This window comes from Rhodococcus sp. IEGM 1241 (assembly GCF_033142365.1).
Classification (GTDB): Bacteria; Actinomycetota; Actinomycetes; order Mycobacteriales; family Mycobacteriaceae; genus Rhodococcus_F; species Rhodococcus_F erythropolis.
The window spans coordinates 147,856-171,978 of sequence record NZ_JAWLSE010000001.1; the positions used below are offsets into that span (position 1 = coordinate 147,856).

At 60.5% G+C, this 24,123-nt stretch carries 20 protein-coding genes; 12 read left to right on the forward strand and 8 right to left on the reverse strand.

Translation table 11 applies throughout. The features are described 5' to 3' along the window. The first annotated feature begins 100 nt into the window (after nucleotides 1-100). The 5 genes from R4P70_RS00680 to R4P70_RS00700 all read left to right on the forward strand — a co-directional run bounded on the left by R4P70_RS00680 (nucleotide 101) and on the right by R4P70_RS00700 (nucleotide 4,944). Nucleotides 101-1,327, forward strand: a complete 1,227-nt coding sequence (locus R4P70_RS00680) for an MFS transporter (protein ID WP_317830195.1) — start codon at nucleotides 101-103, stop codon at nucleotides 1,325-1,327. Nucleotides 1,328-1,366: 39 nt separating this feature from the next. After that, a complete protein-coding gene (locus R4P70_RS00685; protein WP_317830196.1) occupies nucleotides 1,367-2,827 on the forward strand; it encodes an amidase in 1,461 nt (486 codons plus the stop codon). A 54-nt stretch (nucleotides 2,828-2,881) separates the two neighbouring features. Continuing rightward, nucleotides 2,882-3,400, forward strand: a complete 519-nt coding sequence (locus R4P70_RS00690; RefSeq protein WP_003943230.1) for a MarR family winged helix-turn-helix transcriptional regulator — start codon at nucleotides 2,882-2,884, stop codon at nucleotides 3,398-3,400. Nucleotides 3,401-3,521: 121 nt separating this feature from the next. Continuing rightward, nucleotides 3,522-4,022 carry a hypothetical protein gene (locus R4P70_RS00695; RefSeq protein ID WP_069145316.1) on the forward strand — a complete coding sequence of 167 codons (501 nt, stop codon included), beginning with the start codon at nucleotides 3,522-3,524 and terminating at the stop codon, nucleotides 4,020-4,022. Nucleotides 4,023-4,032: 10 nt separating this feature from the next. Then, entirely contained in the window at nucleotides 4,033-4,944 is a 912-nt protein-coding gene (locus tag R4P70_RS00700) for an NmrA family NAD(P)-binding protein (RefSeq protein ID WP_317830197.1), read from the forward strand. Between the two features lie 335 nt (nucleotides 4,945-5,279). On the opposite strand, the gene R4P70_RS00705 is transcribed toward R4P70_RS00700, so the two are convergent. The 4 genes from R4P70_RS00705 to R4P70_RS00720 form a co-directional block, all read right to left on the reverse strand. Next, on the reverse strand, nucleotides 5,280-6,665 hold the full coding sequence (locus tag R4P70_RS00705; protein ID WP_317830198.1) for a DUF1254 domain-containing protein: 1,386 nt from the start codon (nucleotides 6,663-6,665) through the stop codon (nucleotides 5,280-5,282). A gap of 2 nt (nucleotides 6,666-6,667) precedes the next feature. Further along, nucleotides 6,668-8,059, reverse strand: coding sequence for a DUF1214 domain-containing protein (locus tag R4P70_RS00710; RefSeq protein WP_317830199.1), 1,392 nt, complete (start codon nucleotides 8,057-8,059; stop codon nucleotides 6,668-6,670). A gap of 376 nt (nucleotides 8,060-8,435) precedes the next feature. After that, complete coding sequence (locus R4P70_RS00715) at nucleotides 8,436-8,648, reverse strand: hypothetical protein (protein WP_317830200.1); 213 nt, start codon at nucleotides 8,646-8,648, stop codon at nucleotides 8,436-8,438. A gap of 975 nt (nucleotides 8,649-9,623) precedes the next feature. Then, the gene (locus R4P70_RS00720; RefSeq protein WP_317830201.1) at nucleotides 9,624-10,451 is read right to left on the reverse strand and encodes a dTDP-4-dehydrorhamnose reductase; all 828 of its coding nucleotides are present in this window, start codon (nucleotides 10,449-10,451) and stop codon (nucleotides 9,624-9,626) included. Between the two features lie 519 nt (nucleotides 10,452-10,970). On the opposite strand from R4P70_RS00720, the gene R4P70_RS00725 reads away from it, so the two are divergent. Beyond that, nucleotides 10,971-11,465, forward strand: a complete 495-nt coding sequence (locus tag R4P70_RS00725; protein WP_317830202.1) for an AraC family transcriptional regulator — start codon at nucleotides 10,971-10,973, stop codon at nucleotides 11,463-11,465. Between the two features lie 650 nt (nucleotides 11,466-12,115). On the opposite strand, the gene R4P70_RS00730 is transcribed toward R4P70_RS00725, so the two are convergent. After that, nucleotides 12,116-13,174 (reverse strand): alpha/beta hydrolase, encoded by a 1,059-nt coding sequence (locus R4P70_RS00730; RefSeq protein ID WP_317830203.1) that lies wholly within the window; start codon nucleotides 13,172-13,174, stop codon nucleotides 12,116-12,118. Between the two features lie 46 nt (nucleotides 13,175-13,220). Continuing rightward, the gene (locus R4P70_RS00735) at nucleotides 13,221-14,702 is read right to left on the reverse strand and encodes a serine hydrolase domain-containing protein (protein WP_317830204.1); all 1,482 of its coding nucleotides are present in this window, start codon (nucleotides 14,700-14,702) and stop codon (nucleotides 13,221-13,223) included. Between the two features lie 383 nt (nucleotides 14,703-15,085). On the opposite strand from R4P70_RS00735, the gene R4P70_RS00740 reads away from it, so the two are divergent. From R4P70_RS00740 to R4P70_RS00750, 3 genes are all read left to right on the forward strand, one after another. Continuing rightward, on the forward strand, nucleotides 15,086-15,949 hold the full coding sequence (locus R4P70_RS00740) for an alpha/beta hydrolase (RefSeq protein WP_317830725.1): 864 nt from the start codon (nucleotides 15,086-15,088) through the stop codon (nucleotides 15,947-15,949). A gap of 48 nt (nucleotides 15,950-15,997) precedes the next feature. Then, nucleotides 15,998-16,393 carry a RidA family protein gene (locus tag R4P70_RS00745; protein WP_317830205.1) on the forward strand — a complete coding sequence of 132 codons (396 nt, stop codon included), beginning with the start codon at nucleotides 15,998-16,000 and terminating at the stop codon, nucleotides 16,391-16,393. Nucleotides 16,394-16,628: 235 nt separating this feature from the next. After that, nucleotides 16,629-17,363 carry an alpha/beta hydrolase family protein gene (locus tag R4P70_RS00750; RefSeq protein ID WP_317830206.1) on the forward strand — a complete coding sequence of 245 codons (735 nt, stop codon included), beginning with the start codon at nucleotides 16,629-16,631 and terminating at the stop codon, nucleotides 17,361-17,363. A 34-nt stretch (nucleotides 17,364-17,397) separates the two neighbouring features. On the opposite strand, the gene R4P70_RS00755 is transcribed toward R4P70_RS00750, so the two are convergent. Further along, nucleotides 17,398-18,621 carry a TetR/AcrR family transcriptional regulator gene (locus tag R4P70_RS00755; protein ID WP_317830207.1) on the reverse strand — a complete coding sequence of 408 codons (1,224 nt, stop codon included), beginning with the start codon at nucleotides 18,619-18,621 and terminating at the stop codon, nucleotides 17,398-17,400. Between the two features lie 127 nt (nucleotides 18,622-18,748). Continuing rightward, nucleotides 18,749-20,119 carry an MFS transporter gene (locus tag R4P70_RS00760; RefSeq protein ID WP_411742452.1) on the reverse strand — a complete coding sequence of 457 codons (1,371 nt, stop codon included), beginning with the start codon at nucleotides 20,117-20,119 and terminating at the stop codon, nucleotides 18,749-18,751. Nucleotides 20,120-20,868: 749 nt separating this feature from the next. On the opposite strand from R4P70_RS00760, the gene R4P70_RS00765 reads away from it, so the two are divergent. Genes R4P70_RS00765 through R4P70_RS00775 form a run of 3 tightly spaced genes read left to right on the forward strand, consistent with a single transcriptional unit; the run spans nucleotide 20,869 to nucleotide 24,066 of the window. Then, on the forward strand, nucleotides 20,869-21,672 hold the full coding sequence (locus tag R4P70_RS00765) for an SDR family NAD(P)-dependent oxidoreductase (protein WP_317830208.1): 804 nt from the start codon (nucleotides 20,869-20,871) through the stop codon (nucleotides 21,670-21,672). Nucleotides 21,673-21,714: 42 nt separating this feature from the next. Next, entirely contained in the window at nucleotides 21,715-22,872 is a 1,158-nt protein-coding gene (locus tag R4P70_RS00770) for an acyl-CoA dehydrogenase family protein (RefSeq protein WP_317830209.1), read from the forward strand. 30 nt (nucleotides 22,873-22,902) lie between these two features. Further along, nucleotides 22,903-24,066 (forward strand): acetyl-CoA C-acyltransferase, encoded by a 1,164-nt coding sequence (locus R4P70_RS00775; RefSeq protein ID WP_317830210.1) that lies wholly within the window; start codon nucleotides 22,903-22,905, stop codon nucleotides 24,064-24,066. Nucleotides 24,067-24,123: the final 57 nt, after the last annotated feature.

Sequence of the window (24,123 nt, forward strand, 5' to 3'; positions counted from 1 at the left end):
TCATTCGACCACTCCATCATGGCTCATCGATGAATTGAGCTAATGGTTGGATGAGCGATTCGCCGTTGATCCTTGGGCGTGCGGGAGCTTCTCTGGTTACATGCCACATTCCGCGCCCGGGCAGAACAGCCCAGCGCCCACGTCCTCAACCCACGCACACACCATCGAGAACCACTGGGCTGCGGTCGCCCTGATCGCAGCGTCCACCTTCATCGTTGTCGCGGCAGAGATGATGCCGGTCGGGCTACTCACCCCGATCGGTGCTGACCTGGTGGAAAGCGAAGGGACCATCGGGCTCTCACTGGCCATTACCGGATTGGTGGCAGCGGCCACTGCCCCGTTCGTGCCCATCGTGACCCGGCGCTTCGATCGTCGGTCGACGCTTATCGTTCTGATGCTTGTAGTCGCAGCGGCGAACGCCCTCACGGCTCTCGCACCAAGCTTCGCTGTTCTCGCTGGTGCTCGCGTCCTACTCGGTGTGAGCATGGGCGGAGTCTGGGCACTCGCCGCTAGCCTGGCACCCAAATTGGTGGGTTCCAGATCCGTCGGGTTGGCGACCACGATCATCTTCAGCGGAATCGCGGTTGCCTCAGTTCTCGGTGTCCCTGCGGGGACGTATATCGGAGCAGCGGCCGGGTGGAGCGTGGCATTCTGGACTCTCAGCTGCGCCGCGACGCTGATCGCGCTCGCCATGTTCGCTGTCCTACCCGTGATGCCAGCTGATCAAGCTTTGTCGCTCGGCAGTCTCGTGGTGGCTTTTCGGAACCCGGGAGTCCGGGTCGGAATCGCGATTACCGCGCTCATCGTCACCGCTCATTTCGCGGCGTACACCTATGTGCGTCCGGGGCTGGAGTTCTTCGCAGGATTGCACCCTGCGCAGATCGGCACGATGCTCTTGATCTACGGGGTTCTGGGCGTTGTCGGCAACTTCATAGCCGGGCCATCTGCCACCAAGTCTCCGAAGACTGTGGTCGTCATCCTCAGCGCGGGAGTAGCGATCACCCTTGCCCTGTTCCCGATCTCGGCTACCACCTTGATCACAGCTGCTCTGCTCATGGCGGCTTGGGGCCTCTTCTACGGTGGTGTATCGGTGAGTACTCAAACATGGATCGCACAAGCAGCTCCCGTTCACCGAGAGGCCGCTGCGGCTCTGTGGGTTGCAGTCTTCAATGCAAGCATCGCCCTCGGCGCGTTCGCGGGTGGACGCATTCATGACCACTCCGGTTCCGAAACGGTCTTCTGGACAGCCGCGGGAATCGCCACTCTCGCAATGCTGCTCGCCACATTCCGCAATCCCGTCGTGGCAAAGCACGAACTGACAACCTAGCCGCCGACACAAAACCTACATAGAGGCAGGACAACAGATATGCGCCAGACACCCGTTTCGACATTCATAGATGTGACCGAGATGCTCGAACGCTACCGGGACAAATCGCTGTCTCCGGTGGAAGTGCTCGAGTCCACCATCGAACGTATCGAGGCGCTCAACCCGACCTTGAATGCAGTGGGACACACTTTCTTCGATACTGCACGGGCACAGGCGAAGTCAGCGGAACGCCACTACGCCCGCGGCTCGGATGCCAGCCTCCCGCTCGCCGGTGTTCCCGTTGTGGTGAAAGAGGATGAACCGGTACAAGGCCAACCGTGGACTCAAGGGTCCAAGGTCTATGAGGACTTGATCGCCACCCACACTTCGGCTTTCGTGCAGCGGATCGTCGACGCCGGTGCCATCGTCCACGCGCGATCGACGGCGCCCGAATTCTCCTCGGCCGCGTTCACACAGTCCGAGTTGTGGGGCGTCACTCGCAATCCGTGGAACACGAAATACTCCTCCGGCGGGTCTTCCGGTGGATCGGCAGTCGCACTTGCCACCGGTATGACGCACTTGGCTACCGGTTCCGATGTTGCAGGATCGATCCGAACTCCGTCGTCACTCAACGGAATTGTCGGGTTCAAGCCACCGCATGGCCGTGTCCCCGTCGATCCGCCCTTCAATCTCGATCGCTACTGCCACTGCGGTCCGATGGCTCGCACCGTAAGTGATTGCCTCACAATGCAGTCGGTCATCGCGGGACCGACTTCCACTGACATTGCCTCGCATGTGCCGGCATCGCCGCTGCCCGGCCTCGCAACGCATTCGTGCGCAGGAATGCGTATCGCCGTGATCCCCGCGTTGGGTGACTGGCCGGTTGATCCGGACGTTGCCGCCAACACCGCCAAGTTGGTGGACACCCTCACTGCGCTGGGCGCACGCGCGGAGATCATCGAAGTCGACCTGTCACGCGCTGCAATCATGCGTGCGGCCGCCATTCACTACGATCACGTGTTCGGTGCATCGATCTCCGCCGAAGCGTCCGCGCACCCCGACAAAGTCACCGAGTACGCGAAGGAATTCGCGCGATGGGCACGCCGCACCCGTGGTGACGCGACTTTCCTCGACGGACTCGCGATCGAAGCCGAACTTTATTCGTCGATCGGATCCCTGTTCGACACCTATGACGCGTTGATCACTCCGGCAGTGGTGACCGACGGCTTTCTTGCCGGCGATGACTACGTCGGGCACGGAATCAATGTGGCTGGAACAGAATTGGGATTCTATCTTGAGGCCGTACCGGCCATCACCTTCAACATCCTGAGCAGCTGCCCGGTGCTGACAATCCCCACCGGTTTCGCTCGGAACGGAATCCCCACCGGTACACAGATAGTCACGCGGCCGTACGACGACCACACGGCCTTTGCCATAGGGCTCGCCCTCGAGGAGGTTCTGCCCTATCCCGGCAATCACCCGGACTGCCAGGCGGCCCCGCAGAAATTGTTCGGCGTTTGAAGCTAGCTCTGGTGAAGGGTTGACCAGAATATAGTTAGGTGCCATATTAGTTGCATGGCAGTGGACGGAACCGATCACGACTCACCCACGTTGGATCAGGCGCGGCGGCAGTTGGAGCATTACGGCCTCGGGTCCGATCCGCAGGCGGTGCTGGTTGCGGTGCGGCTGATTTCGGCGGGCGCGCGGCTCGGTCGAGCAACCGAGGTTCACTTCGCGAGGTATGGACTGTCGACCGGCCGTTACCGATTGCTTGCGGATCTGGAAGACCATGACGGGGAGAAATCTCCCTCGCGACTGGCCGCTGATCTCGGCGTCTCGCGAGCCACGGTGACCGGGCTGGTCGACGGCCTCGAGCAGGAGGGTTTGGTCGCTCGGCGTCCGTCCGCGGAGGACGGGCGTGGTGCGGTGGTCGTCCTGACTGCTCGCGGCGCTCAGCGTTTGCGTGACATGGCGCCCGAACACTTTGCTCGTCTCGAGGAAATGGTCGACGAGCTCACTGTCGACGAGCGTGCGGTTTTTCTGGATCTGCTCTCGCGGGTCGTTCGCGGTATCGGTGCGCTGACTGCGGAGTAGTCGGCTGGGATTCCAGGCATTCGTGTAGCGATTCTAATCGTCGTCAATTCTCGACAAAGGCTTCTCGCTCCATGCCCAAATAGTTAGCCACCTAATTATAAATGGAAAGTTGGTCTCCTTCATGTCCGGACTCACCCCGCCGATCCGTCGCGAAAACAAAAGGGAGATAACCGATTCCAATCGACGCCTCCCGGTTGCCGATCGTCGCGTCGCACGACCTTTCACCCTGTGGAGAGAGGTGCTGGTCGCCTACCTTGCCCCTGCGCTGATGGCGGGTGCGGGCGGAGTCGCATCCGGCCAATCGGGCCTCACGACGGCGGCATTTACGTCCATTGCGGGTACGTCGGCAGTGGTGGCGTTGCTGATCGGCTCCTGGCTGCAGCGTCGCGGGAGGTCACGGCCGTGGACCACGGCCCTGCCTCGCGTCATGGTGGCGGCAATTCTTGCCGTCGGAGCCGCTGTGATTGCTGGTCTCGTCGGGTGGTTCGGCTCCCGTTGGCTACCAGCTCACACGAGTGTGGTCGACACCGCTCGGCTTGCTCGCCTGCAACTCGATCTACCGATATCTGCCGCTGTGGCTGCCGTCATCGTCAGCTGGCGATGGCGCCGTCAGAATCCCTGACAGACAACACATGTCAAAGATCCCCGGCTTCGCGGGGAAGACCGAAAGGAACACGATGATCGTCATCATGGGAGCGTCCGGAACCACAGGCGGCGCGTTGCTACGCAGTCTCGCATCCTCGGGTGTGCCGAGCCGAGCGCTGTCCCGCGCCCCGGACAGGCTGCGCGCCCACCTCGGCGATTTGGCCGACGGTTTGGTCGAAGTAGTGCCGGCCGATGCCGCAGACCCAACTTCGCTACGCGCGGCTTTCGAAGGGGCCGAACAGCTTTTCCTCGCCATGGCCAACGGCCTCGAACAGGTCGAGTTCGAAACGCGTGTGATCGACATAGCCGCCGAGAGCGGCGTCGAACACATCGTCAAGATCTCCGACCCCGCCGCCGCGGCCGACTCCCCCATCGCGCTCTCCCGTGGCCACCACGCCGTTGGTGAACACCTGCGCGCATCCGGGATCCGCCACACTCTGCTCCGCCCCTATGCGTTCATGCAGAATCTGTTGCTCCTGGCTCCGGCGGTGGCTGCGCAAGGGGTGATTCTGGGCGCGATGCGGGACGCGCCGTGCAACTGGATCGACTGCCGAGATATCGGTGACGTCGCCGCGGCCGTGCTCACACGCGCCGACCTCGCCGGCGGTACCTACGTCCTGACGGGTAGCGAGGCAGTCGGCTACGGCGGCATCGCCGATTCTCTGACCCGCATGCTCGATCGCCCCGTCCAATATATCGACCTGCCACCGCACGAACTGCGGCAAAACCTCGTCGATCATGCCCACATGCCTCCGTGGCTGGCCGAGCACATTCTGGAGATCCAGCAACTTGCCGTCTCGCGCCCGGAGTCACCCACCAACACGGTGGCACGTGTCCTGGGGCGTGAGCCACGAAGCCTGGATGCGTTCCTGCGTGAGCATCTGGACCGTTTCCGCTGATTCACGCTGCGATAGCATTTGAAAGACCCCGCGACGATGGTGCCGGCCCCGCTGGCCGAGCAGTACAAGTGCTTAAAAGCAGTCACCGAAAGGGAACCTGTCCGATGTCAGTAGTTTCGGGCCGCCAGGTGCCATTCCACGCGCTAAACAAGCCTCGACGTCAAGTCCTATGATGACCGTTTCACATCTCCCGCAGATCGCCGACACCATGCAGTCGGGTTCAGAGACGGTCTCGCTACGCTGTCCAGTGCGGCGCAGACCTATGGGCGACCTTCGGCGGAGAAATCCCAAGTACTGGCGGAGCGAAATAGTGCCAAGGGAGAACTTTCTGCTGGTTAGGTTGATTGCGGGAGGGATTTGGGCTGGGCGGTGGGTGTGTCTTCGAGGCGTTCGGCGTCACGAAGAGACCATTGTTTTGCCATGACTTCGGGGCCGACGCCGTAGAAGCGGAACATGAGTTCGAAGCCTTGGGAGTCGCCGGTCTCGATGAAGTTCGCTTCGCGGCCTGGTAGGGCGTGCGGTCCGAAGTAGATGTCGACGGTGCCGTCGTCGTTGGTGATCAGTCCCGGGGTTTGCGATGACACGGAGTATTTGGTGTTGCCGCGGATGAAGCCGTGCGTTTGGGCGTCGTACATCGTGACCGACCAGTACTGCGAGACCGGGACGTCGGCGGGGACCGGCATGCGATAGGTGTTGGCAGAGTTGAAGAATGACCTGTCTTTGTCACGGAGATTGATGAGGTAGAACTGGCCGACACCGAGGTGTTTGAGACCGATGAACGCCATGTGGTAGACCACCGCACGGCTGGTGTACGGGTATACCTGGTCGTGGGCGGTGAACCCGTCGCGCTGTGCTTCGAGAAAGTCTTGGTTTGCGGGGAAGAACCACTGGGTGCCCGCGAAAAAGGGTTCGAAGGACTGTTCGTAGCTGGCGCGGATCCAGGTGTGTGCTTCGGCTACCGCGTCTTCGAGGATTTTGACGTGTCCGGGGTCGGGGTCGAAGGTTTTGCCTTTTTCGATGCCGATTCCGGCGAGCATTTCGGCAAATGCCCGATCACGCGCGAGCCATGGTTCGTCTTGGATGGCGCGGTGCAGCAGTTCGAAGTATCGGATGTCATACGGGATGGTCGTGTCGACGATCTCACCGTTGAGATCTCGCGCCCTTGTTTCGGGTGGGTTGTCCGCCTGTGTCAGGGGGTAGACGCGGATCCGTCGGCACAGTTCCAGTCCGCGGTCGAGCGCGTCTTGAGTCCTTTCGTCGAGCACCGATCGTAGGAGCGCGTAGGTGCGGTACGTTTCGGAGGGCAGGGTGATGTAGCCGTCGGGGATCGGGTTGTCCCAGTCGGGCGGCAGGATGAGATATTTTCCGCCGCGGCCCTGGTCGACACCGAAATGGCCGACATCTTCGAGAGGGATCTGCCACAGATTACAGATCGAGCCGTTGAGTGCCTGCCCTTCGTGTTCGGCGGGGATTTCGACAACGACGGGGCCGTCGTGGGTGTCGAAGAACGCGATGTAGTAGATGAGATCGGGGTTCGGGGTGAGCGTCTGGTTGCGCCAGTCGAGAAGACGTGACCAGTAGACGAATTCGTTGGAGTTCCCTCCTGCCAGCACTTCCCGCATCAGTTCGAAGTTCACAGCCGCCATGCCCCAGACTGCGGACTCCACCGCGCGTCTGTGGATGCCGCGGCTGATTATGTCGATCCCCGAATCGGTGGTCATCGCTACCCCTGTTCTGTTGCGAGGTCGAAATTGCCTGGCTTCCAACTGTTGTCGAATGCTTCTTCGGTCGGGCCGTAGATGCGGAAGTACACGAACCAGCCCGCGCCCGGGATCGTTTGGATCCACGGCGCATCCGCATCTGTGGGGGCGGAAGGAGCGAAATGCACGGTGACAGTTTCGCCGTCGAGGTGTTCGCGCAGTTCGAAAAGCGAGCGCAGTGCCGCATGTCCCTGTCCGGTGTCGATCTGGCTGCGTGTGCGGGCGTCGTAGGCGGTGATGCTCCAGAACAGGTGCGCCGGCACGGGGAGCGGCAGCGTCAGTGAGTAACTCTGTCCTCCATCGAGGTAGTGTCCGGCGCCGTCGCGGGCGCAGAACCAGTAGAGAGAGCCGCCGCCAGCCTTGCGTCGGAACATGGCCGGGGATGCGGCGATGGCTTGGTAGAACCAGGTTTCGCGGGCGGTGACGTCGAGCATTCCGTCTTTTTCGAATGCCGCGTTTTCTGGCCGCAGGCTGACCCATTCCCACGTCCGATCTGCCCACGCGATCCGATCGTCGCGGCGGTCGGCGAGTGACTGGACCCGCATCTGCGTATCGGCTTCGGCGGCGGCGCGTGCAAGGACGGAGAGGGTGTCGGGTTCGGTGGGCATCGGTTCGCCGGCCCGGATGCCGAGTACTGCCAGTTCGGCGACATACGCCGGGTCGAGGGCGGTGGTGCCCTCGTCGGTGAGATAGCTGTGCAGGCACTCCCAGAATTCTGGTGTTCCCTGTATCGAGTTCGGGCTGGTGTCCTGGGGGTGGCCGGTCAGGTCGATCCATGTCGGCTCCGCCCACGGCACCGACGGGTCGAGCGGGGAGACGCGGGTGTGCCGCAGTAGGTCGACAGCTTTGTCCAGGTCGCCGCCGAGCGGCACGGCGCGCAACGCGGTCAGTACGTGCCGCGTCGATGCGCGGACGGTGATCGCGTCCGCGATTTCGATGTCGTCGTGCTCGCGCGGCAGGACGAGGTAGCGGCCACCTTCTCCGTGATCTGCTCCTGGAATGCCGACGTCGGCGATCCAGGACTGATCGGCGTTCAGGATCGCGCCGAGTATCGGGCCCGCCGGGATCTCGACGATCATCGGCCCGAGCGCAAGATCGAGAACGACTGGTGCATACGGTGTGTCGGAGTTCAGTGTCAGGCCGACTTGTCCGGGCCGGGTGTCCATTGTTCCGAAGACTCGATTCGGCACGATTCCTACCGCTGCGCTCCCGCGGAGGATCATCATTCCGGAGGCGGCGGGAAAGAAGTGTTTGTAGCATGTGACGGCCCGCGCGAGGTCGGATGCTTCGTATGCTGCCTGGATGGTTTCCGCGGTGGGAAATCCGTCGAGGATCTTGCCCGCTGAGTCCTGCATGCACGTCTCCCTTGAAGAGGTAAGCACACCGTACCGTCGTATTATCGTCGGGTGCGCAGCTTTTCGCTGGACTGGCTGTCAGTGGTGGTGCGAGAGATTCCGCACTTAGGCTAAACCGGGGGCACGGTCAATCCGGGGAGGCGGGTCCGAGGCAGATGGACAAACCCGACAAATAGCGACTATGCGCCCCGCCTTCTCATGCTCGGTGACGCATGGAGCTTGGGGAAGCACTGATGATCGACGCGCAGACGTTTCGGTCTTCGCGCGCGATCCCTATGTCACGTGTTGTGAGGGGGATAAGCGATGGCTTTATCGGCGTTGCCATCGTGGAGCAGTTCACCCACTCGTGAGGCCATTGTGTATTTCGTCGAGGCAACTAACCAAGGGCAGCGCCTGTGCCGGTTGCCGACCGGGTGGCCGTGTTCGACAACGACGGCACGTTGTGGCCCAAAAGCCGATGCCGGTCCAGGTCCAGGTCCATTTCATCGTCGAGTATCGGCGCGAGCAAGCTGCATCCGACACCGCGCTTGCCGAGATCGAGCCCTGCCGCAGCGCAGTCGAGGGGGCTACGACTGGCTGGCACAGGCACGGGAGAAGCGAGCTGCGGGCGATGACGCCGATCTGCGGATCGTGATCGGTGCGATCACTCACTCCTTCGATCGGCTCAGTGTCACTGACTACGCGGCAGCCGTTGCCGAATTCACCCATACGGCACAGTATCTGACGTTGCGTCGACCCTACCTGCTGACCACGTACAAGCCTGTGGTCGAGTTGCTTCGCTTTCTGGAGGACAACGGTTTCAGCTGTCACATTGTCTCCGGCGGAGACCGGGACTTCATGCGTCCTATCGTTCAGCGTTGCTACGGGATACCACCTGAACGAGTCATCGGTTCAGCCCTTGGGGTGAGATACGAGAGCACCATCGGCGATGTGCGATATGGATCGTCCTTTGAGTTCATGGACAACGGTCCCGAGAAGCCGGCACGTATTTGGTGCAGGATCGGACGTTGCCCCCTGTTCACGGCAGGCAATTCCGACGGCGACGCGCAGATGCTGGATACCTACTCGCGGGGCACCGGCCAGGATTCGCCCTCGTCGTCCACCACGACGATCGCATCCGCGACGCCGCGTCTAACGACATCGGTGCGCATACGGTCCTCGGCGAGGCGTCTAGCCGCGGTTACACCGTGGCGAGCGTTCAACACGACTGGGCAACAGTCTTCGGCGCACCGGACCAACCCGGCCAACGCATGCACTATCACCTAGGACTTCGGAAATAACTACCGCGCGGATCGTGAAGACGTCCGCGCTGACGGAGTGTGCGTCGAAGGGATAACGGGTGAGCAACAAATCCTGCGATCAAGACTCTCGTGGCATCCAAAAGCGGGGGTGAGACGTGTTGGGAGATTGCAGTCTGCCCCGTGGGGGCTTCCCGTGCTCGTTACGCCAACTACCAGTGGGTAGCGTCCATGGGACGGTCACCCACCGATCTGACTCGTTGTTCTAGGCGTTGGAAACGAAGAAACTCGACCAGATTTCCCGGCGTCGGCCAGTTTGACGGTTGTCAGCTAGTTGCGTTCGAGTGGTCACGGAAAGTGTCGGGAAGAGAACGAGGCTCCCTTCCGAGCACCTCGTACACACCGTTTGAAATGTAGTCGTCACGACCCTTGGATATCGCCACGAACAAGTTGGACAACGACTTCACGAAGGTTTCTGGAATTCCTGCGCGCGTAGCCTCAGCTTGCCATTCGTCAACAGAAATCGGTTCGAATTTCCCTGCACCCGTGCCGGTTACATCGGCCAGGACCCGGAGGGCTTCCTCGAATGCGTAGGACTTCGGCCCCGACAACGGCAACGGCCCGCTCGGTGACGGGTCGTCCATTGCAAGGATGGACGACGCCACTTCTGCGATGTCTCGATAGTCGATGAACGGCTCCGAGCCGGTACCCGTTGGGAGCCTCAATGTGCCGGTGGCCTGAAGTTGTCCCGCAAACATACCCGTCGTGAAATTCTGCGCGAACCAACTCGGCTGGAGGAAAGTGCTCTTCACAACAGACTGAGCAAACGCGAATTCGGCTCCGACCGCTATTGCGTCACCACTGACGGAAGGGTTCCGAGCCGTCAGAACGACGGCATATTCCACTCCGCAGGTCTCCAACAGGTCGACGAAGGCCTCGAAATCCACCAACCTTTCGGGCAATACCACGTACACGCGCGAGACGCCTTCGACTGCTTGCCGCCACGTATCCGGACTGAACCAGTCGAAGGGCGTGGACGCAGACGAACGAGAGGCACGTCGCACTGTGTGTCTTTCGCGCTCCAGCGAATCCGCGACTATTCGACCGGTTTGGCCAGTGCTTCCAAGTACCAGAATCTCTCTACTTTGTGCCATGAACGAACAGTAATTTCGTCACCAGTCAGCTCACCATGCTCGCGGATTCAGGATTCATGTGATTGCGTTTCGCCCGACCAACTCTCCGTTGCCTAGAATCAGAAGATGCTCAGCCCCGTAGACAGCGCACTCTCTGCATTTCGAATTGTGAACTTCAGTGTCGCGAACTCCGGAACCGCGAACTCCGGCCCAGCCGACTTCAGCACTGTTGTGTCATCGTCGACATTGGATACGAGATCTTCGCGAAAGTTCCTGATTTTCAGCAACACTCAAGTATCGCTTGAGATCACATCTAGCGCTTCACACGAGGAAGTTAGAGCGCTCGGCGCGGGCGAGGTCGGCATCTTGTGTCTGGCAGACGAAGGTAACTTTCGATTGTCCGAATCGCATGATCATTCTGACCGAGCGAAAAAGTCGAGTCACCCACCCGTTCTCGTAATTTCCTTCAAGTCTGCGGGAAATCTGTATTCGATTCTGGAGCATCACCTTCCGAATCTACTGACATCGAAAAAATCGGAGGTGAGCACGGTTTCCCGTGCGCTGCAGTCGCTTGCTCGGGAACACGACAACTGGACCGATGGGAGAGGTTTTCCGTCCACGGCAGTCAGACTTCTCGAATCGATTATCTGCTTGATGCTCGCAGAGTGGTCCGCCGATTGGAGTGTGGGAAACCTGTCGCACGATCCCCGTCAATCGATCAGCGCCGTATTACGCGAGGTCTACTCGAACCCCGAGAAGAAATGGACTCTGCCGGCGATGAGCGCTATCGCCGGCATGTCTCGATCCATGTTCGTCTCCGAATTCAAGAGCTCCGTAGGTGAACCCCCGATACAACATCTGCGACGGTGGAGGCTGGCACTGGTCGCAGATTCGCTGATCGTGGATCCGACGCTCACGCTGGATCGTTTGGCGAAGAAGACCGGGTATTCGGATGCGTTCAACCTCAGTACCGCGTTCAAGACGTATTACGGAGTATCTCCGTCACAGTACTCGTCGCGCGTTCGAGCCGGATAGTCCCCAAACCGCACGTCACCCGCTGCGAACGAGTCGCGAGGTACCGAGACCTTCAGGCTGTGGAAAGCGTGGACGCACCAGATGTTGGTTATTGGCTATCGGAACCACCGTCGGGCTACTGCTGCCAACGACCATCTCATCTCCTCCGGTCATGTTGGAGGGTGCGCCGCAGGCGGCACGCGCTTCTCAACTCTCGTGACGAACTACTTCACGGAATTATTTTCTGTCGACTGTAGTGCCAGATGCAGCTCGCCTGTTCGACGTATTCGCGGGCTGTCGGCGTAGACGAGTCGGCGCGGACACGCCGTTCCAGCGCACTGAAACTACCTCTCAACGAAAACACGAACACGGCAAACCCTTTTGACGACCATAAGACCCCGATCATCTTCAGGACATCGCGCCGGGACATGGAATGTACAGGCCGCTATGTTCTTGCCGGTTACGTGCAGCGAGGGTGGCAGCCATGCAGTGCACCGGTGTCCGGTGCAGCCCCGGTCGATGGAGGTCGTCGCCCTCTTGAATCTAGGTTTACGCACATGGCACGAGGTGGAACCAGGAGTTCGCCGTCAAAGCACTGAGGAGCGTTCGGCTTAGTCAGCTCGATGATGCTTCAGTAACCCTTACGCATCCGGGAGATCGGGCTGCTGAGCCTAATTCAGCTGATCAGCTGGGCCGTTGCGTTTGACGTCGATGAAAGCTTGGTCACTCGCCAGACCCCATCTAGGACCGACGAAGACGGCGTCAGCTTCCGGGTTTCCGCCGACGAGGTGCTCGAGCCATGCCATGGACAAACTCGCGGCTGGATTATTCGGCAGATCGTCGTTGATGCTCAGGTGGGTGCCGTTCACCATGGGTGCGCTGTAGGCGGGCGCCTGGAACATGGTGGCGTAGGCCCAGTACGGCCACAGGAACGGTGGGGTGACCCAATCCCGGGTCCCTGTGATCGTGAGAGTAGGCACCGTGATGGCGGCTCCGATGGGGGCTTGGATTCCGGTATCGACGCTCAGCGCGCCGACGATACGTAGGCGAGGGTCGAGCAGTTGTTGAACCGGCGGGAGGTATGACGCCGCGTAGATGAGGGAACCTGCGCCCCCGGAATGACCACCCAGGATCACGCGGGAGAGATCGACCTTCCCGTGCAAAGGTGAGTCGGGGCGGTCTTCTTCTTGGATCAGTGCTTGTGTGCCCCAAAGGTGTTCAGTCGTGGTGGAATTGATGAAGTTGTACGGGATCGCAACGATGAATCCGCGGCTTGCCCACAGCCGCGCGGCGTCGTCGTACTGGCCGGCGTCGCCGTCAATGCCCGGTACCCAGACCAACGTCGGCGCCGGTGCCATTTCTTGCAGATCTGTGGGGTAGTAGTACAGGACACCGATTGGTGAATCGGGGCCGTGTGGGAATGCGTCGGTGCATCGCAACTGCTCCGGATCCTTCATTCCCACCACTGGCGCGAGCAGCTTTTGCAAACCTCCGTAGAGGTCGTTGCACGGTGTCAGTTGTTGCGAGACGGTCACATCGTGCGCACCAGGTACCGCAAATTTCTGGTGTATCGCGCCTTGGACGGTTGCCGGGTACACCGCTCCGAGAACGGGCCCGGGGCCCGGGACGGGTTGCTGTCCCGGAACGTCATTCGGCTCGCCGGATGCAATTCCGGCACCGGAGAGCGCCAGAGTCAAGCCGAGCGCCACTCCCAAGATCAATTTACGCATCGAGTGTCTCCCAATTTGTGTCGTCATCGTTCTCTCTCAACTTCTCTCAGCGTGGCCCGTGGGCGATGGCCGCCACTGCGGCCGCGATCTGGGCGCTGGCATCCACGACCGTGTTGGCCAGGTCCTCTGGTAGAGGCTTTCCGTTGCACCACAGAAGATTGCAGCCGGTATCGGCGTAATCCCCGGTGCCGAGCAGGATGGCCAGCACGTTGGCTGGGTCCGACCAGTACAGGACGTCTGCCGGCTCTCGGAACAGTGGGCCGGTCGCGTCGTTGTAGCGGTACGGATCATCGACCTGCACCGGCGGTAGATCTCGCACACTGGCAGTGATCTTGCGGACCAACTCCTGATTGTCAGGGTTGCCGGTGCCAACGAGGTTGGCACCCAAATTGTTCGGATCGATGCTGACCGGGATGCCTTGGCGGACGATAACCATGTCCCTGCTCGGCACTACCACAATGAGTTGTCCGAGCGCCCCTGAGAACGCATAAGTATCACGGGGGGAACCCGGCAGGATCGGGTGGTCGATGCGGCTCGCCGAGCGGCCCGAGAACGAAGGCCAATGAGTGTCACCGACATTGGTCCAGAGCAAGAATCCATAGCCGCCGTTCGCGTCCGTCGGTTGGGAAGCGTCGTGGACATAGGCGGGATCGATGAGGTGGTTCCCGTTCCAGCTTCCGTTCTGCAACATCAGTCGTCCCAGTCGAGCCAGGTCGTCTGCGCGCATCGCCAATCCGCCGCTGACCACGGTATTGCCGCTGCGGTCGCGCAGCCACACCCAGCTGTCGCGGCTGATGCCCACCGGGTCGAATACCTCGCGTTGCACAAAGTCCTGGAAATCCGATTGCGCGGTGATCTCGATGATCTTCGGCAGAAGCGCCAACGTGTTCTGCGCATACTGAAACTTCGTGTCAGCAGGGAAATCAACTGGTGCACTGAGCGTTTGGAGTATCTGATCGGTGCCGATGCCCGCACCCTCGGCCAGCCAGCTGAAATGCAGGCCTGTCGTCTGGGTGAGGATCTGGCGGATCGTGAGGGCGCCGTGGGCTTCGTCGGCTTGAGGGAAGAACTTACGGAGTGGGTCGTCGAGTTCGAAGAGGCCCATCGTGATCGCACGGCCGACCGCCACCGAGGCGACACCTTTGGTAGTGCTGGCCAACGGTATCGGAAGGTTTCCCGTTCCGGTGCGGTCTCCAGCGAGGCAGCCGTGCCGGTAAACCTGGATAGTGGCGCCGCCCTTCGCTTGCCCGAAATTCAGAGCCTCGTCCAAGGCCGCCGCATCGAACCCCAGCGCCTCCGGATTCTGGCGGGCGGCGAGTTGGCCGGGCGCAGGCTCCGTGCAGGCGGCAGATTGGTCCGCGGCGGGCGCGGCGCCGGCGGGGAAGGTGGCAAAGGTCGCCATCACGAGCGCGGCGCAGGAGGCCACAAGTGCCGTACGCCTGTGTTCCGGTACGCGCCCGAAACGTATGTTGCCCGACTGACGCGTCGGCACTTTCGCGGCCAGGGTCAACGATCGCCCACTCTTCACTGATCCTCCATAGCAGAATTCTAATCTTAGACACTTGCGTCTTACTTTGTAAGTTAGCTCACATTTACATTTCAGGCAATAGCTCGAACGGTCCTTCTTGTCGATGACTCGCTCCATGGTTCGCCGAATCGTCATCGCATCGCGGGGATCAAAGACTGATCGCGACACTCGTTCACGATGGCATTAATAGCATTATGGCTCAACACTATTCACTGTAATCGTGAGCTCCCCTTTTAGTGTCGCGCGCGAACGGAAGGACATGTCTTGTGGCTTGATCAACATGGACAGCAGGGTGTGTAGATCGGCAGGCTGAGTGGATGAAATCACCGATGGCCTTCGGGACCCTGACGGCCCCGAACAGCGCAACGCGAACCCCCAGCAGAATGTCGGATGCTTCCGAGCGCGGTGAGCCGTCGAGGATTCATCCGCGAGTGAATCGGCGCACGCTGTTTGCAGGGGCGGCGGCCCTCGCAGCCGCAGTCGCGGCCCCTGCAACTGCTAACGCCGGCGTTTCGTCAGCTTCCCCCGCGCGACCGGATTACCTTCTCGTACACGGTGGCAGCCATGGAGGTTGGTGTTGGCGCAAACTCGCGCCGATGTTGCAACGGGGTGAGAACCGAGTGATCACTCCGACCATCACCGGCGTAGGGGACCGATCCCACCTCCTCCACGCAGCGTTGAGCTACGAAGACGCTGTCAACGACATCGTTCGGACTATCGAAGCAGAGGAGCTCACAGACTTCGTGCTGGTCGGCCACAGCATCGGTGGCGCATACATAACCTCGGTGGCTGACCGGATGCCCGAGAAGATCCGTCGATTGGTCTACCTCGACGCTGTGGTCATCGAAAACGGCGAAACAGTACTCTCCACAATGCCACTCGGCAGCCAGGAGATACTTCGAACGCTTGTCACCGCCAACGGCGGGTACGCCGTCCCCGCACCGACAGATCCCACAATGTTCGGTCTGACCGATCGAAATGACATCGAATGGGCGAAACGGCAACTCACTGCGCACCCATGGTCGACCTGGAGTGACACAGTCACTCTCGCCGGTCCGGCTGGGGCTGGACTTCCACGGCATTACATCGACTTCACGGAACCCGCCTTCCCCGATATCCAGTCCTCGAAGCAGCGGGTACTCGACAACTCGAGCCAGTGGCAACTCGATCAAATCAATACCGGACACGACGGGATGATCTCCGCTCCCCGAGCGGTCGCAAAACAGATCCTGTCCTACGACCGCTGATTCGACCAGCGGCGAAACGTTGACAATTCAGATTGGAGACAGCACGCCATGCAGCGCGAAAACATCGCCCCACAACTCATTGTGGGAAGGTTCGGATACAACTCCGCAGTCAGAATCAGCGCACCTTCGGAATTTCTCTTCGTATCGGGTCATGAGGGACGCGGCAGCGTGGATGCGCACGGAGGCGCCGGCGACTTCAGAGCCCAAGTTGCAACGACCTTTGCAAATATCAACCACACCCTCGAAGTTGCAGGCTTCAGCTTCCGAGACGTGGTACAGATCCGCATCTTTGTCAGAGACATTGCTGCTGCAACCTCGAACTACGATGTCGTGCTTGATGCCCTTGAAACCTACCAATGCTCACCAGCCAGCTTGATGGCTGAGACCACCGGGCTCTCCGACCCGGCGATGCTGGTCGAGATCGAAGCCGTGGCAGCACGCTAGGGTGCCCGGATGAAATCGATGTCTTGCCACCCGATTCTCCTGAGTAGAGGCATATTCGGTATGCCAGATTCGACATAGCTTGCGCGTCTTCTGGCATTGGTTCGACGTTCGATTCAACGATAGATTCGGGGCCGGTAGACGGGAAAATCCCGATCGCTAATCATCTTCTCGTCTGCGAGACCTTTGCGGATGAAATTCCGTTCGGCGAGTGAACTTACGTGGTGGAGGAATAGTCGTGGCGAAGCAATACACTTTCGTTCTCGTGCATGGAGCTTGGCATACGGGGGAGCATTGGGCACCTGTGGCGGAACACCTGCTTGCGGCTGGCCATCGCGTGTACACACCTACGGTCGCGGGGTTCGGGGAATCGCAGGCCCGCGTCCGCCACTCGGACGGCGTCGATTCGATCGTTCAGTACATCACCGAGCGAGATATCACGGATTTCATTCTGGTGGGACACAGCTTCGGCGGCACGGTCATCTCCAAGGTCGCAGAGGTATTCCCTGACCGCATTCGGCGACTTGTCTATTGGAATGCCTTTGTTCCAATGAATGGCAACAGCATCAACGACGAGTCCCCGGCTCACTATCGAGAGATGGTGCGCGAAGGAGCGGTGGATGGAATGTTCTCCTTGCCTTGGAACGTGTGGAGGGAAGCGTTTTTGAACGACGCCGATCACGAGACAGCCATGAGCGCCTATGAGTCTCTATGTCCGACACCGGTCACTATGTTGGAAGACAAACTTGATCTCACGAAGTTCTACGAACTCGTCAACTCCGGGACGATGAGGACTTCCTACCTGAACTGCACGGAAGACACCGCAATGCCGCACGGCGAGTTCGCTTGGCATCCAAGATTTTCCAGTCGGCTCGGCCTGTGCAGGATCGTTCAGATGGCAGGAAGCCACGAAGCGATTTTCACTACACCAGCGACCCTTGCTGAAAAGCTGGTCGAAGCCGGGCGCGACTGACTCGTTCTGTGGGGGCCGATGTGCCGCTCTGGGACTACGGAGCGGCACCAACTACGGCGCCCACCAATGACGCAGCGGGATCCGAAGTCTCCGTCATCAAAGCAGTGCATATCTCCGCTAGCCGGTCTACGAGGTCAACACGGCGCCGAACGCTTCCGATACGGATAGCGTTGCCGATCAACGTCATTACTGCACTCACGGTGAACTTCGCCTCGGTCGCATCCAAGCCGGGGCGAACTTCGCTGAGCGCTCGAACCCACAACTCCAGGTAGTCCCGCTGAGCTTGGACACAGGCCTTTCGGGTGTTGTCGGGAAGCTCGGCGAGTTCCGTCGCCATCAAACCGATGAGGTGTCCGTCCTCCAAGGCAAACGCGATATGAACACCCAAGAGAATGTCGAGCGTCTCGCTCGAATCGCCTACTTGCGACAGTGCCTGCCTCACCGCAAGGTCACGTCGGTCGAAACCACGGGTGATTGCCGTGGACAGAATGTCGAGCTTTGTGTCGAAGTGGTTGTACACGTTCTGGCCTGTCGTGCCACAGGCAGCACCGATGTCCTCGTTGCTGACCGTTCGATACCCTCGTTCGTCGAATAGTTGAATCGCCGCGGTCAGTAGTTGTTCGCGTCGCGAAACGGGTATGGAGATGGCCTCTGTGCGCGCAGCGGGAACATTGGGGTCTGCAGATCCGATGGAGGACAGGGCAACACGCGCCGAAAGGTCGAACAGCAGTGCCTCCATCTGACGGGGTGGCATCGAGATTCGGTGACTCGACGAACTGCTGAACACCGCAAGGATCGAGTACGCCAGCAGTCGACTGTCGGAGTCGGAAAGGTCAGATCTGTGCACTTTCACCAACTTGGAGATACGAGAGGTGCTGAGTCGCAACTTCTTACGCAGCATCTCTCGTTGGTCGTCGTCCAGGTACCTGGCTTCACGCTGCCACAACAGCGGCAGCCCGCGGCGCTCGACCGACGTTGTCGACAGCGTAGTCAGTAACGTGTACAGATCCGTTGCGCTGCCGACAGATTCATTGAGAGACTCGATCCCGGCCAGAACCGCGTGGTAGAGCAGGCTGTTCTTATTTCGATAATGGCGGTAGAGCGCCGACGTGGTGATGTCCACCCGACCGGTCACATCCGAAACAGAAATGTTGTGATATCCGTGCTCCCGGAACAGCTCACTTGCTGCTGCCAATATCTGTTGCTTACGGTCGCGGGGTCGACGGACGGCAGTCATCGGTTCCCTTTCACGTGGCACGCCGTCATCCTATCGTCGATTCGGTCATTGCGTCAGATTCACAAAGCGAGTGTACTCGCACGAAGACGGCTCATTGCCATAAAAGTCGAGTTACCCACAATTCTTCTCCTTCGGGAGCGTCACGCAGCTACGTTCGACTCGTGGCTTTCCAGACGATCTCCTTGTCACGCTCGGGGTTGGCGAAAATCAAGGTTCCGAAAGCGAACAGGACCGCAACCAATCCGAAGGCCTGGAACGCAGTGGCATACCCGGCAGCCGGAGTATCGGCAGCGTCGACGATCCGCCCGGTCACGTAGGGGCCGATCAAACCCCCGATTCCCATCATCGCCATGAAAACTCCCAGCGTTCCGGCTGTCTGCCGGGGCGGACATATTTCAGAGATCGTGGCGATGATCAGCGGATAGCCGGACGCCAGGAACCCATATCCGACCGAAACGATCGCGACCGCCAGCGCAGGGGCCGATACGTAGGGCAAGAACACCATGATCATTCCGCTGACGAGCACACCCACCGAGGGAACGATGATTCGAATCAAGCGGGAGGTGGCGCCGCGTGAAGTCAGACGATCTCCGGACGAGGAGAGGATCAACATCAAGATCAGGCCCGCAATACTGGGGAACGCGAACATCGAACCAGCCTGCAGTCGGGTGTATCCCAAGCCCACTTCGAAGTACGACGGAAGCCAGGTCAGCACAACCGCGACGATGGCGTATATCGCCATCACCAGCATTGTGCAGCTGATGAACGTCCGCGTTCGGAAGATGCGTATCCACGGCACCGCCGGCTCGTCAGTCTCGGCTGCACTGACTCCCGCCTCTTCTCGACGCTTTCCACTACGGATGTAGGGGCCCTGCGACCACAGGGGCAGCCAGAGCACGCACCACAACACGCCGAGCACCGCCATGCAGACCACCGCCGCACGCCACCCCCACGTGACCGTCACGAAGGCAAGCGCCGGTGCCACGGCAATCTTCGCCAGCGAGGCCGACCCGGCGAGAAGCGCGCCTGGAAGCCCACGCCTCGCCGGCGGATGCCAGGAGAACGCGGCGGTGTGCGTCAAGGGCCCGCTCGGCCCCTCAGCCAAACCCAACAGCATGCGACTGACCACCAGCACAGCAAAACTCGCCGTGATGACCATCGGGAGCATTGCCGCCGACCAGAGCAAGGCCAACACTGCCAGCGCCCATCTCAGTGTCGTTATTCGGGCAATCGCGCCGGAAAAGAAGCCGCCGATCGTGAAGGTGAGGAAGAACAAGCTACCCACGAGACCGATCTGGGATGCTGTCAACCCCAGCTCCTTGGACAACGGTTGGGCAATGATGCCCAACACCGCCTTGTCCCCCCAGTTGATGACGGTCAGGAAAACCAGCAGCGAGGTCAAACCCCAAGCACGGCGACGTGATTCGGGAGCTTCAGGCACTGCTGTGCCCGAAGATGCTTGTTGGTGTGTTGCCACTTGACGAGGCGTTGCCTTGGGTGTTGTCCGGGGTGTTGTCACTGTCGGATCCTTCGAGGAGACGGTTTGATCAACGGGCACTGCCAGCGCAGTGCAGGGCAGACTTGCCGCTTGGTTTGGTGACACTTCGAGTTCACATCGATATTCGGGATCGAGATCCATCACGCTCCGCTTCTGTGGAGAGGACGCGTCAGTTTGGCCATTCTTTGAGAGCGAACCACCGAATAGCACTGCCAGATAAGCAAAAGCACACAGTTGGATGCCCCGCCTCCCTCAGGTTGACTTCTTCAGTTCAGCCGTCCGTGCGCGGGCATTCTCGTGCGATGTCTCTTCAAGGAATTACTTGATATTCACTTTGAGCTATTTTCTCCACTGTGTCAAGGGTCACTTCGAAACGCCGACGACACTGGTGACCTTGCCGAAAGGCCAGTTCCCCCGAATCTCACCCGCGCAATGCCCCAGCTCGTGCGGTGGCAATCGACAGCTTCCGGCGCCCGAGAGTGTCCGTCACTCGCCACCGGCGCCCCATCCGGTCAGGTTCGTACACCACTGTGAATGCAATGGAACAGCATCTGACCAGCAGCAACTGTGAAGATGCTTGACATACATACTTTTAGGGCCTAAAAGTGAATCATCAGTAATTGCGAATGAAGCTCCCGGAGCCACGACGCCTCGGGACATCGCAGCGTCGGAGCAACCGCCGGTCTGGAATACCGCCAATTACGTTTCGTTACAACACTCTTCACTCGAAAGGGAACACCGTGGGAAATGGGATCGCGGGAACTGGGACCGTGGGTAACCTGGAGGGAAAGGTCGCCCTCGTATCCGGGTCGGGCCGTGGGATCGGCCGAGAAATCGCACTCAAATTCGCCCGCGAGGGTGCAGTGGTGACAATCAACGACTTGGATCCCGAGGCTGCTGCCCAGACCGAGCACGACATCAAGGCGGCCGGCGGACAAGCAGTCAGCGTAGTGGGTTCAGTGTCCGAGGACGGTTTCGCGGAGCGGTTCGTCAGCACTGCGGTCGAGACCTTCGGCGGTCTGGACATCATCGTCAACAACGCCGGATATACCTGGGACTCGGTGATTCAGAAGATGACCGACGAGCAGTGGGACACCATCGTCGACGTGAATCTCAAAGCGCCGTTCCGCATCCTGCGTGCGGCGCAACCTTTCATCAAAGCCAATCCGACCGACTACCACCGCAAGGTGGTGAACGTGTCGTCGGTGTCGGGGTACTACGGGAACGCCGGCCAATCCAACTACGGCGCCGCCAAAGCCGGACTGATCGGACTGACCAAGACTCTTGCCAAGGAATGGGGTCGGTACAGGGTCAACGTCAACGCAGTGGCATTCGGACTGATCATCACGAGAATGACCGAGGTGTCCGCGGACGCGAACGCGACGTTGACGATCGACGGCCGCGAGATTCGCGTCGGCGTCAACCCTGACCGCTTGGCCGCCGCGTCGAAGATGATCCCATTCGGCCGAGGCGGCACTCCCGTGGAAGCCGCGGGGGCGGTGTACCTGCTGTGCACGCCCGAATCGGACTACATCAACAGTCAGTGCCTCGTCGTCGACGCCGGACGAGTCTGACCTGAAACACGTCATCTCATCACAGATTGTCAGGAGCGAATCATGAAACGTACCGTCTATGCCCCCGAGCACGAGGCATTCCGCGAGACCATCCGGACCTTCATCGCAAAGCAGGTTACGCCGAACTACCCGGAGTGGGAGAGCGCGAACCAGGTACCGCGTGAGCTGTTCAACCAGCTTGCAGAACTCGGCGCAACGAGTTTCGACATCCCCGAGGAGTTCGGTGGCGCCGGGCCCACCAGCTTCAAATTCCAAGCTGTCATGCAAGAGGAGACAGCCCGTGCAGCAGTAAGTTTCGGACACTACGGCGTGAGCATCGGCATCGTGCTGCCGTACCTGTTGCGCCTGGCCAACGACGAACAGAAGCAACGGTGGCTTCCGGGAGTGGCGAGCGGCGAGACCATGCTCTGCATCGCCATGACCGAGCCGGGGACCGGATCGGATCTAGCGGGCATCAAGACCACAGCGCGCTTGTCCGAAGACGGCACCCACTACATCCTCAACGGCGCCAAGACCTTCATCACCGGTGCCCGCAACTCGGAACTCTGCGTCGTAGCCGCTCGAACCTCCGCACCGTCCGAGAAAGACCGACGCTTCGGACTCAGCCTGCTGGTGGTTCCCACCGACAGTGTCGGCTTCAATTTCGGACGCAAGCTCGACAAGATCGGCATGAAGTCTTCCGACACCAACGAACTGTCGTTCACCGACGTTCGAGTTCCGGTCGAGAATCTCCTCGGCGAGCAGGACAAGGGCTTCTCCTACCTCGGCCAAAACCTTCCCCGCGAGAGACTTTCCATCGGTGTCGGCCAGACCGCCTGTGCGGCCTCGGCGATCGAGTACGCGTCGGAGTACGTCCGCCAGCGCCAAGTCTTCGGTAAGCCTGTTGCATCCTTCCAGAACACCAAATTCGTTCTTGCCGAATGCGCTACAGAAGTCGCGGCCGCACAGGCACTGGTGGACAAGGGACTAGATCTCGACGACTCCGGAGAGCTCACCGCCGCCGATGCTGCACGCATCAAGCTGTTCTGCACCGAGATGGCCGGCCGCGTGATCGACAAGTGCCTACAACTGCACGGTGGCTACGGGTACATCCTCGAATATCCGATCGCACGGTTGTACGCAGACACGAGAGTGTCGCGAATCTACGGCGGCACCAGCGAAGTCATGAAGACGATCATCGCCAAAGATATCGGTCTCTGATCTCTCACCGACTCGGACACAGGAGTTTTCATGCGTGATGCAGTTATCGTCGACGCGGTACGGACACCGGTCGGCAAACGTGGTGGTGGGTTGTCCACCACGCACGCAGTCAATCTGTCAGCGCACGTTCTGCGCACGCTGGCAGAGCGAACCGGGCTGGACCCCGCAATTGTCGACGACGTGATCTGGGGTTGCGTCGGAACCCTCGGCATGCAGGCCGGCTGCATCGCCCGGTCAGCAGTACTCGGTGCAGGATGGCCCGAACATGTCCCTGGCGTGACCGTCGACCGCCAATGCGGCTCTTCGCAGCAGGCCGTACACCAGGCGGCAGCCGGCGTGATCTCGGGCCAGTACGACGTCGCAGTCGCCGGCGGAGTCGAGATGATGAGCGTCATCCCCCTCGGCGCGGCTGCCCGTGCCGGTGACTACGGTCCGATGCACGGCCCACTCGTACTGGGGCGCTACAACATCGAGCGATTCAACCAAGGTCTCGGCGCTCAGATGATCGCCGACGAGTACGGCATCAGTCGCACCGACATGGACCGGCACGGCCTCGACTCGCATGCCCGCGCTGCTGCCGCTGTCGATGCCGGTCGTTTCTCCGGCCAGATCGCACCGGTCACGGTCACCGATGCCGAAGGTGGCACCCGGATCATCGAGGCGGACGAAGGTATCCGTCGCGGCGGGAACATGGAACGCCTCGCCGAGCTGCCGGTGGCGTTCGAGGGAACCGAGATCACCGCAGGAAACGCCTCCCAGGTTTCCGACGGGTCCGCCGCTCTCCTCGTGACGACCAGTGACATTGCGCGTGAACACGGTTGGACGCCGATCGCCCGCATTCATACTGCAGTGGTGACCGGTACCGATCCGGTGAGCATCCTCAAGGGCCCGATCCCGGCAACGGCGTTGGCGCTGAAGAAGTCCGGGTTGACGCTCTCCGACATCGGCACGTTCGAGATCAACGAAGCATTCGCCGCCGTGTCCCTGGCCTGGTTGCGCGAGACCGGAGCCGACTATTCGCTGATGAACCCCAATGGCGGCGCCATGGCCATCGGGCATCCCGTTGGAGGCTCTGGCGCGCGGTTGATGACCACGATGGTGCATCACATGCGTGACGAGGGAATCCGTTACGGCTTGCAGTCGATGTGTGAGGGCGGCGGCATGGCCAATGCCACCATCCTCGAGTTGCTCTGAATACGCCTCACACACAACGAATCAACCACCAAAGCACGAAGACCAGTAATCACAAGG

Excerpts from the sequence above, each read along its gene's own strand:
- R4P70_RS00680 (WP_317830195.1), top strand. The coding sequence starts at position 101 with ATGCCACATTCCGCGCCCGGGCAGAACAGCCCAGCGCCCACGTCCTCA.
- R4P70_RS00685 (WP_317830196.1), top strand. The coding sequence starts at position 1,367 with ATGCGCCAGACACCCGTTTCGACATTCATAGATGTGACCGAGATGCTC.
- R4P70_RS00690 (WP_003943230.1), top strand. The coding sequence starts at position 2,882 with ATGGCAGTGGACGGAACCGATCACGACTCACCCACGTTGGATCAGGCG.
- R4P70_RS00695 (WP_069145316.1), top strand. The coding sequence starts at position 3,522 with ATGTCCGGACTCACCCCGCCGATCCGTCGCGAAAACAAAAGGGAGATA.
- R4P70_RS00700 (WP_317830197.1), top strand. The coding sequence starts at position 4,033 with ATGTCAAAGATCCCCGGCTTCGCGGGGAAGACCGAAAGGAACACGATG.
- R4P70_RS00705 (WP_317830198.1), bottom strand. The coding sequence starts at position 6,665 with ATGACCACCGATTCGGGGATCGACATAATCAGCCGCGGCATCCACAGA.
- R4P70_RS00710 (WP_317830199.1), bottom strand. The coding sequence starts at position 8,059 with ATGCAGGACTCAGCGGGCAAGATCCTCGACGGATTTCCCACCGCGGAA.
- R4P70_RS00720 (WP_317830201.1), bottom strand. The coding sequence starts at position 10,451 with ATGGCACAAAGTAGAGAGATTCTGGTACTTGGAAGCACTGGCCAAACC.
- R4P70_RS00730 (WP_317830203.1), bottom strand. The coding sequence starts at position 13,174 with ATGCGTAAATTGATCTTGGGAGTGGCGCTCGGCTTGACTCTGGCGCTC.
- R4P70_RS00740 (WP_317830725.1), top strand. The coding sequence starts at position 15,086 with ATGTCGGATGCTTCCGAGCGCGGTGAGCCGTCGAGGATTCATCCGCGA.
- R4P70_RS00745 (WP_317830205.1), top strand. The coding sequence starts at position 15,998 with ATGCAGCGCGAAAACATCGCCCCACAACTCATTGTGGGAAGGTTCGGA.
- R4P70_RS00770 (WP_317830209.1), top strand. The coding sequence starts at position 21,715 with ATGAAACGTACCGTCTATGCCCCCGAGCACGAGGCATTCCGCGAGACC.
- R4P70_RS00775 (WP_317830210.1), top strand. The coding sequence starts at position 22,903 with ATGCGTGATGCAGTTATCGTCGACGCGGTACGGACACCGGTCGGCAAA.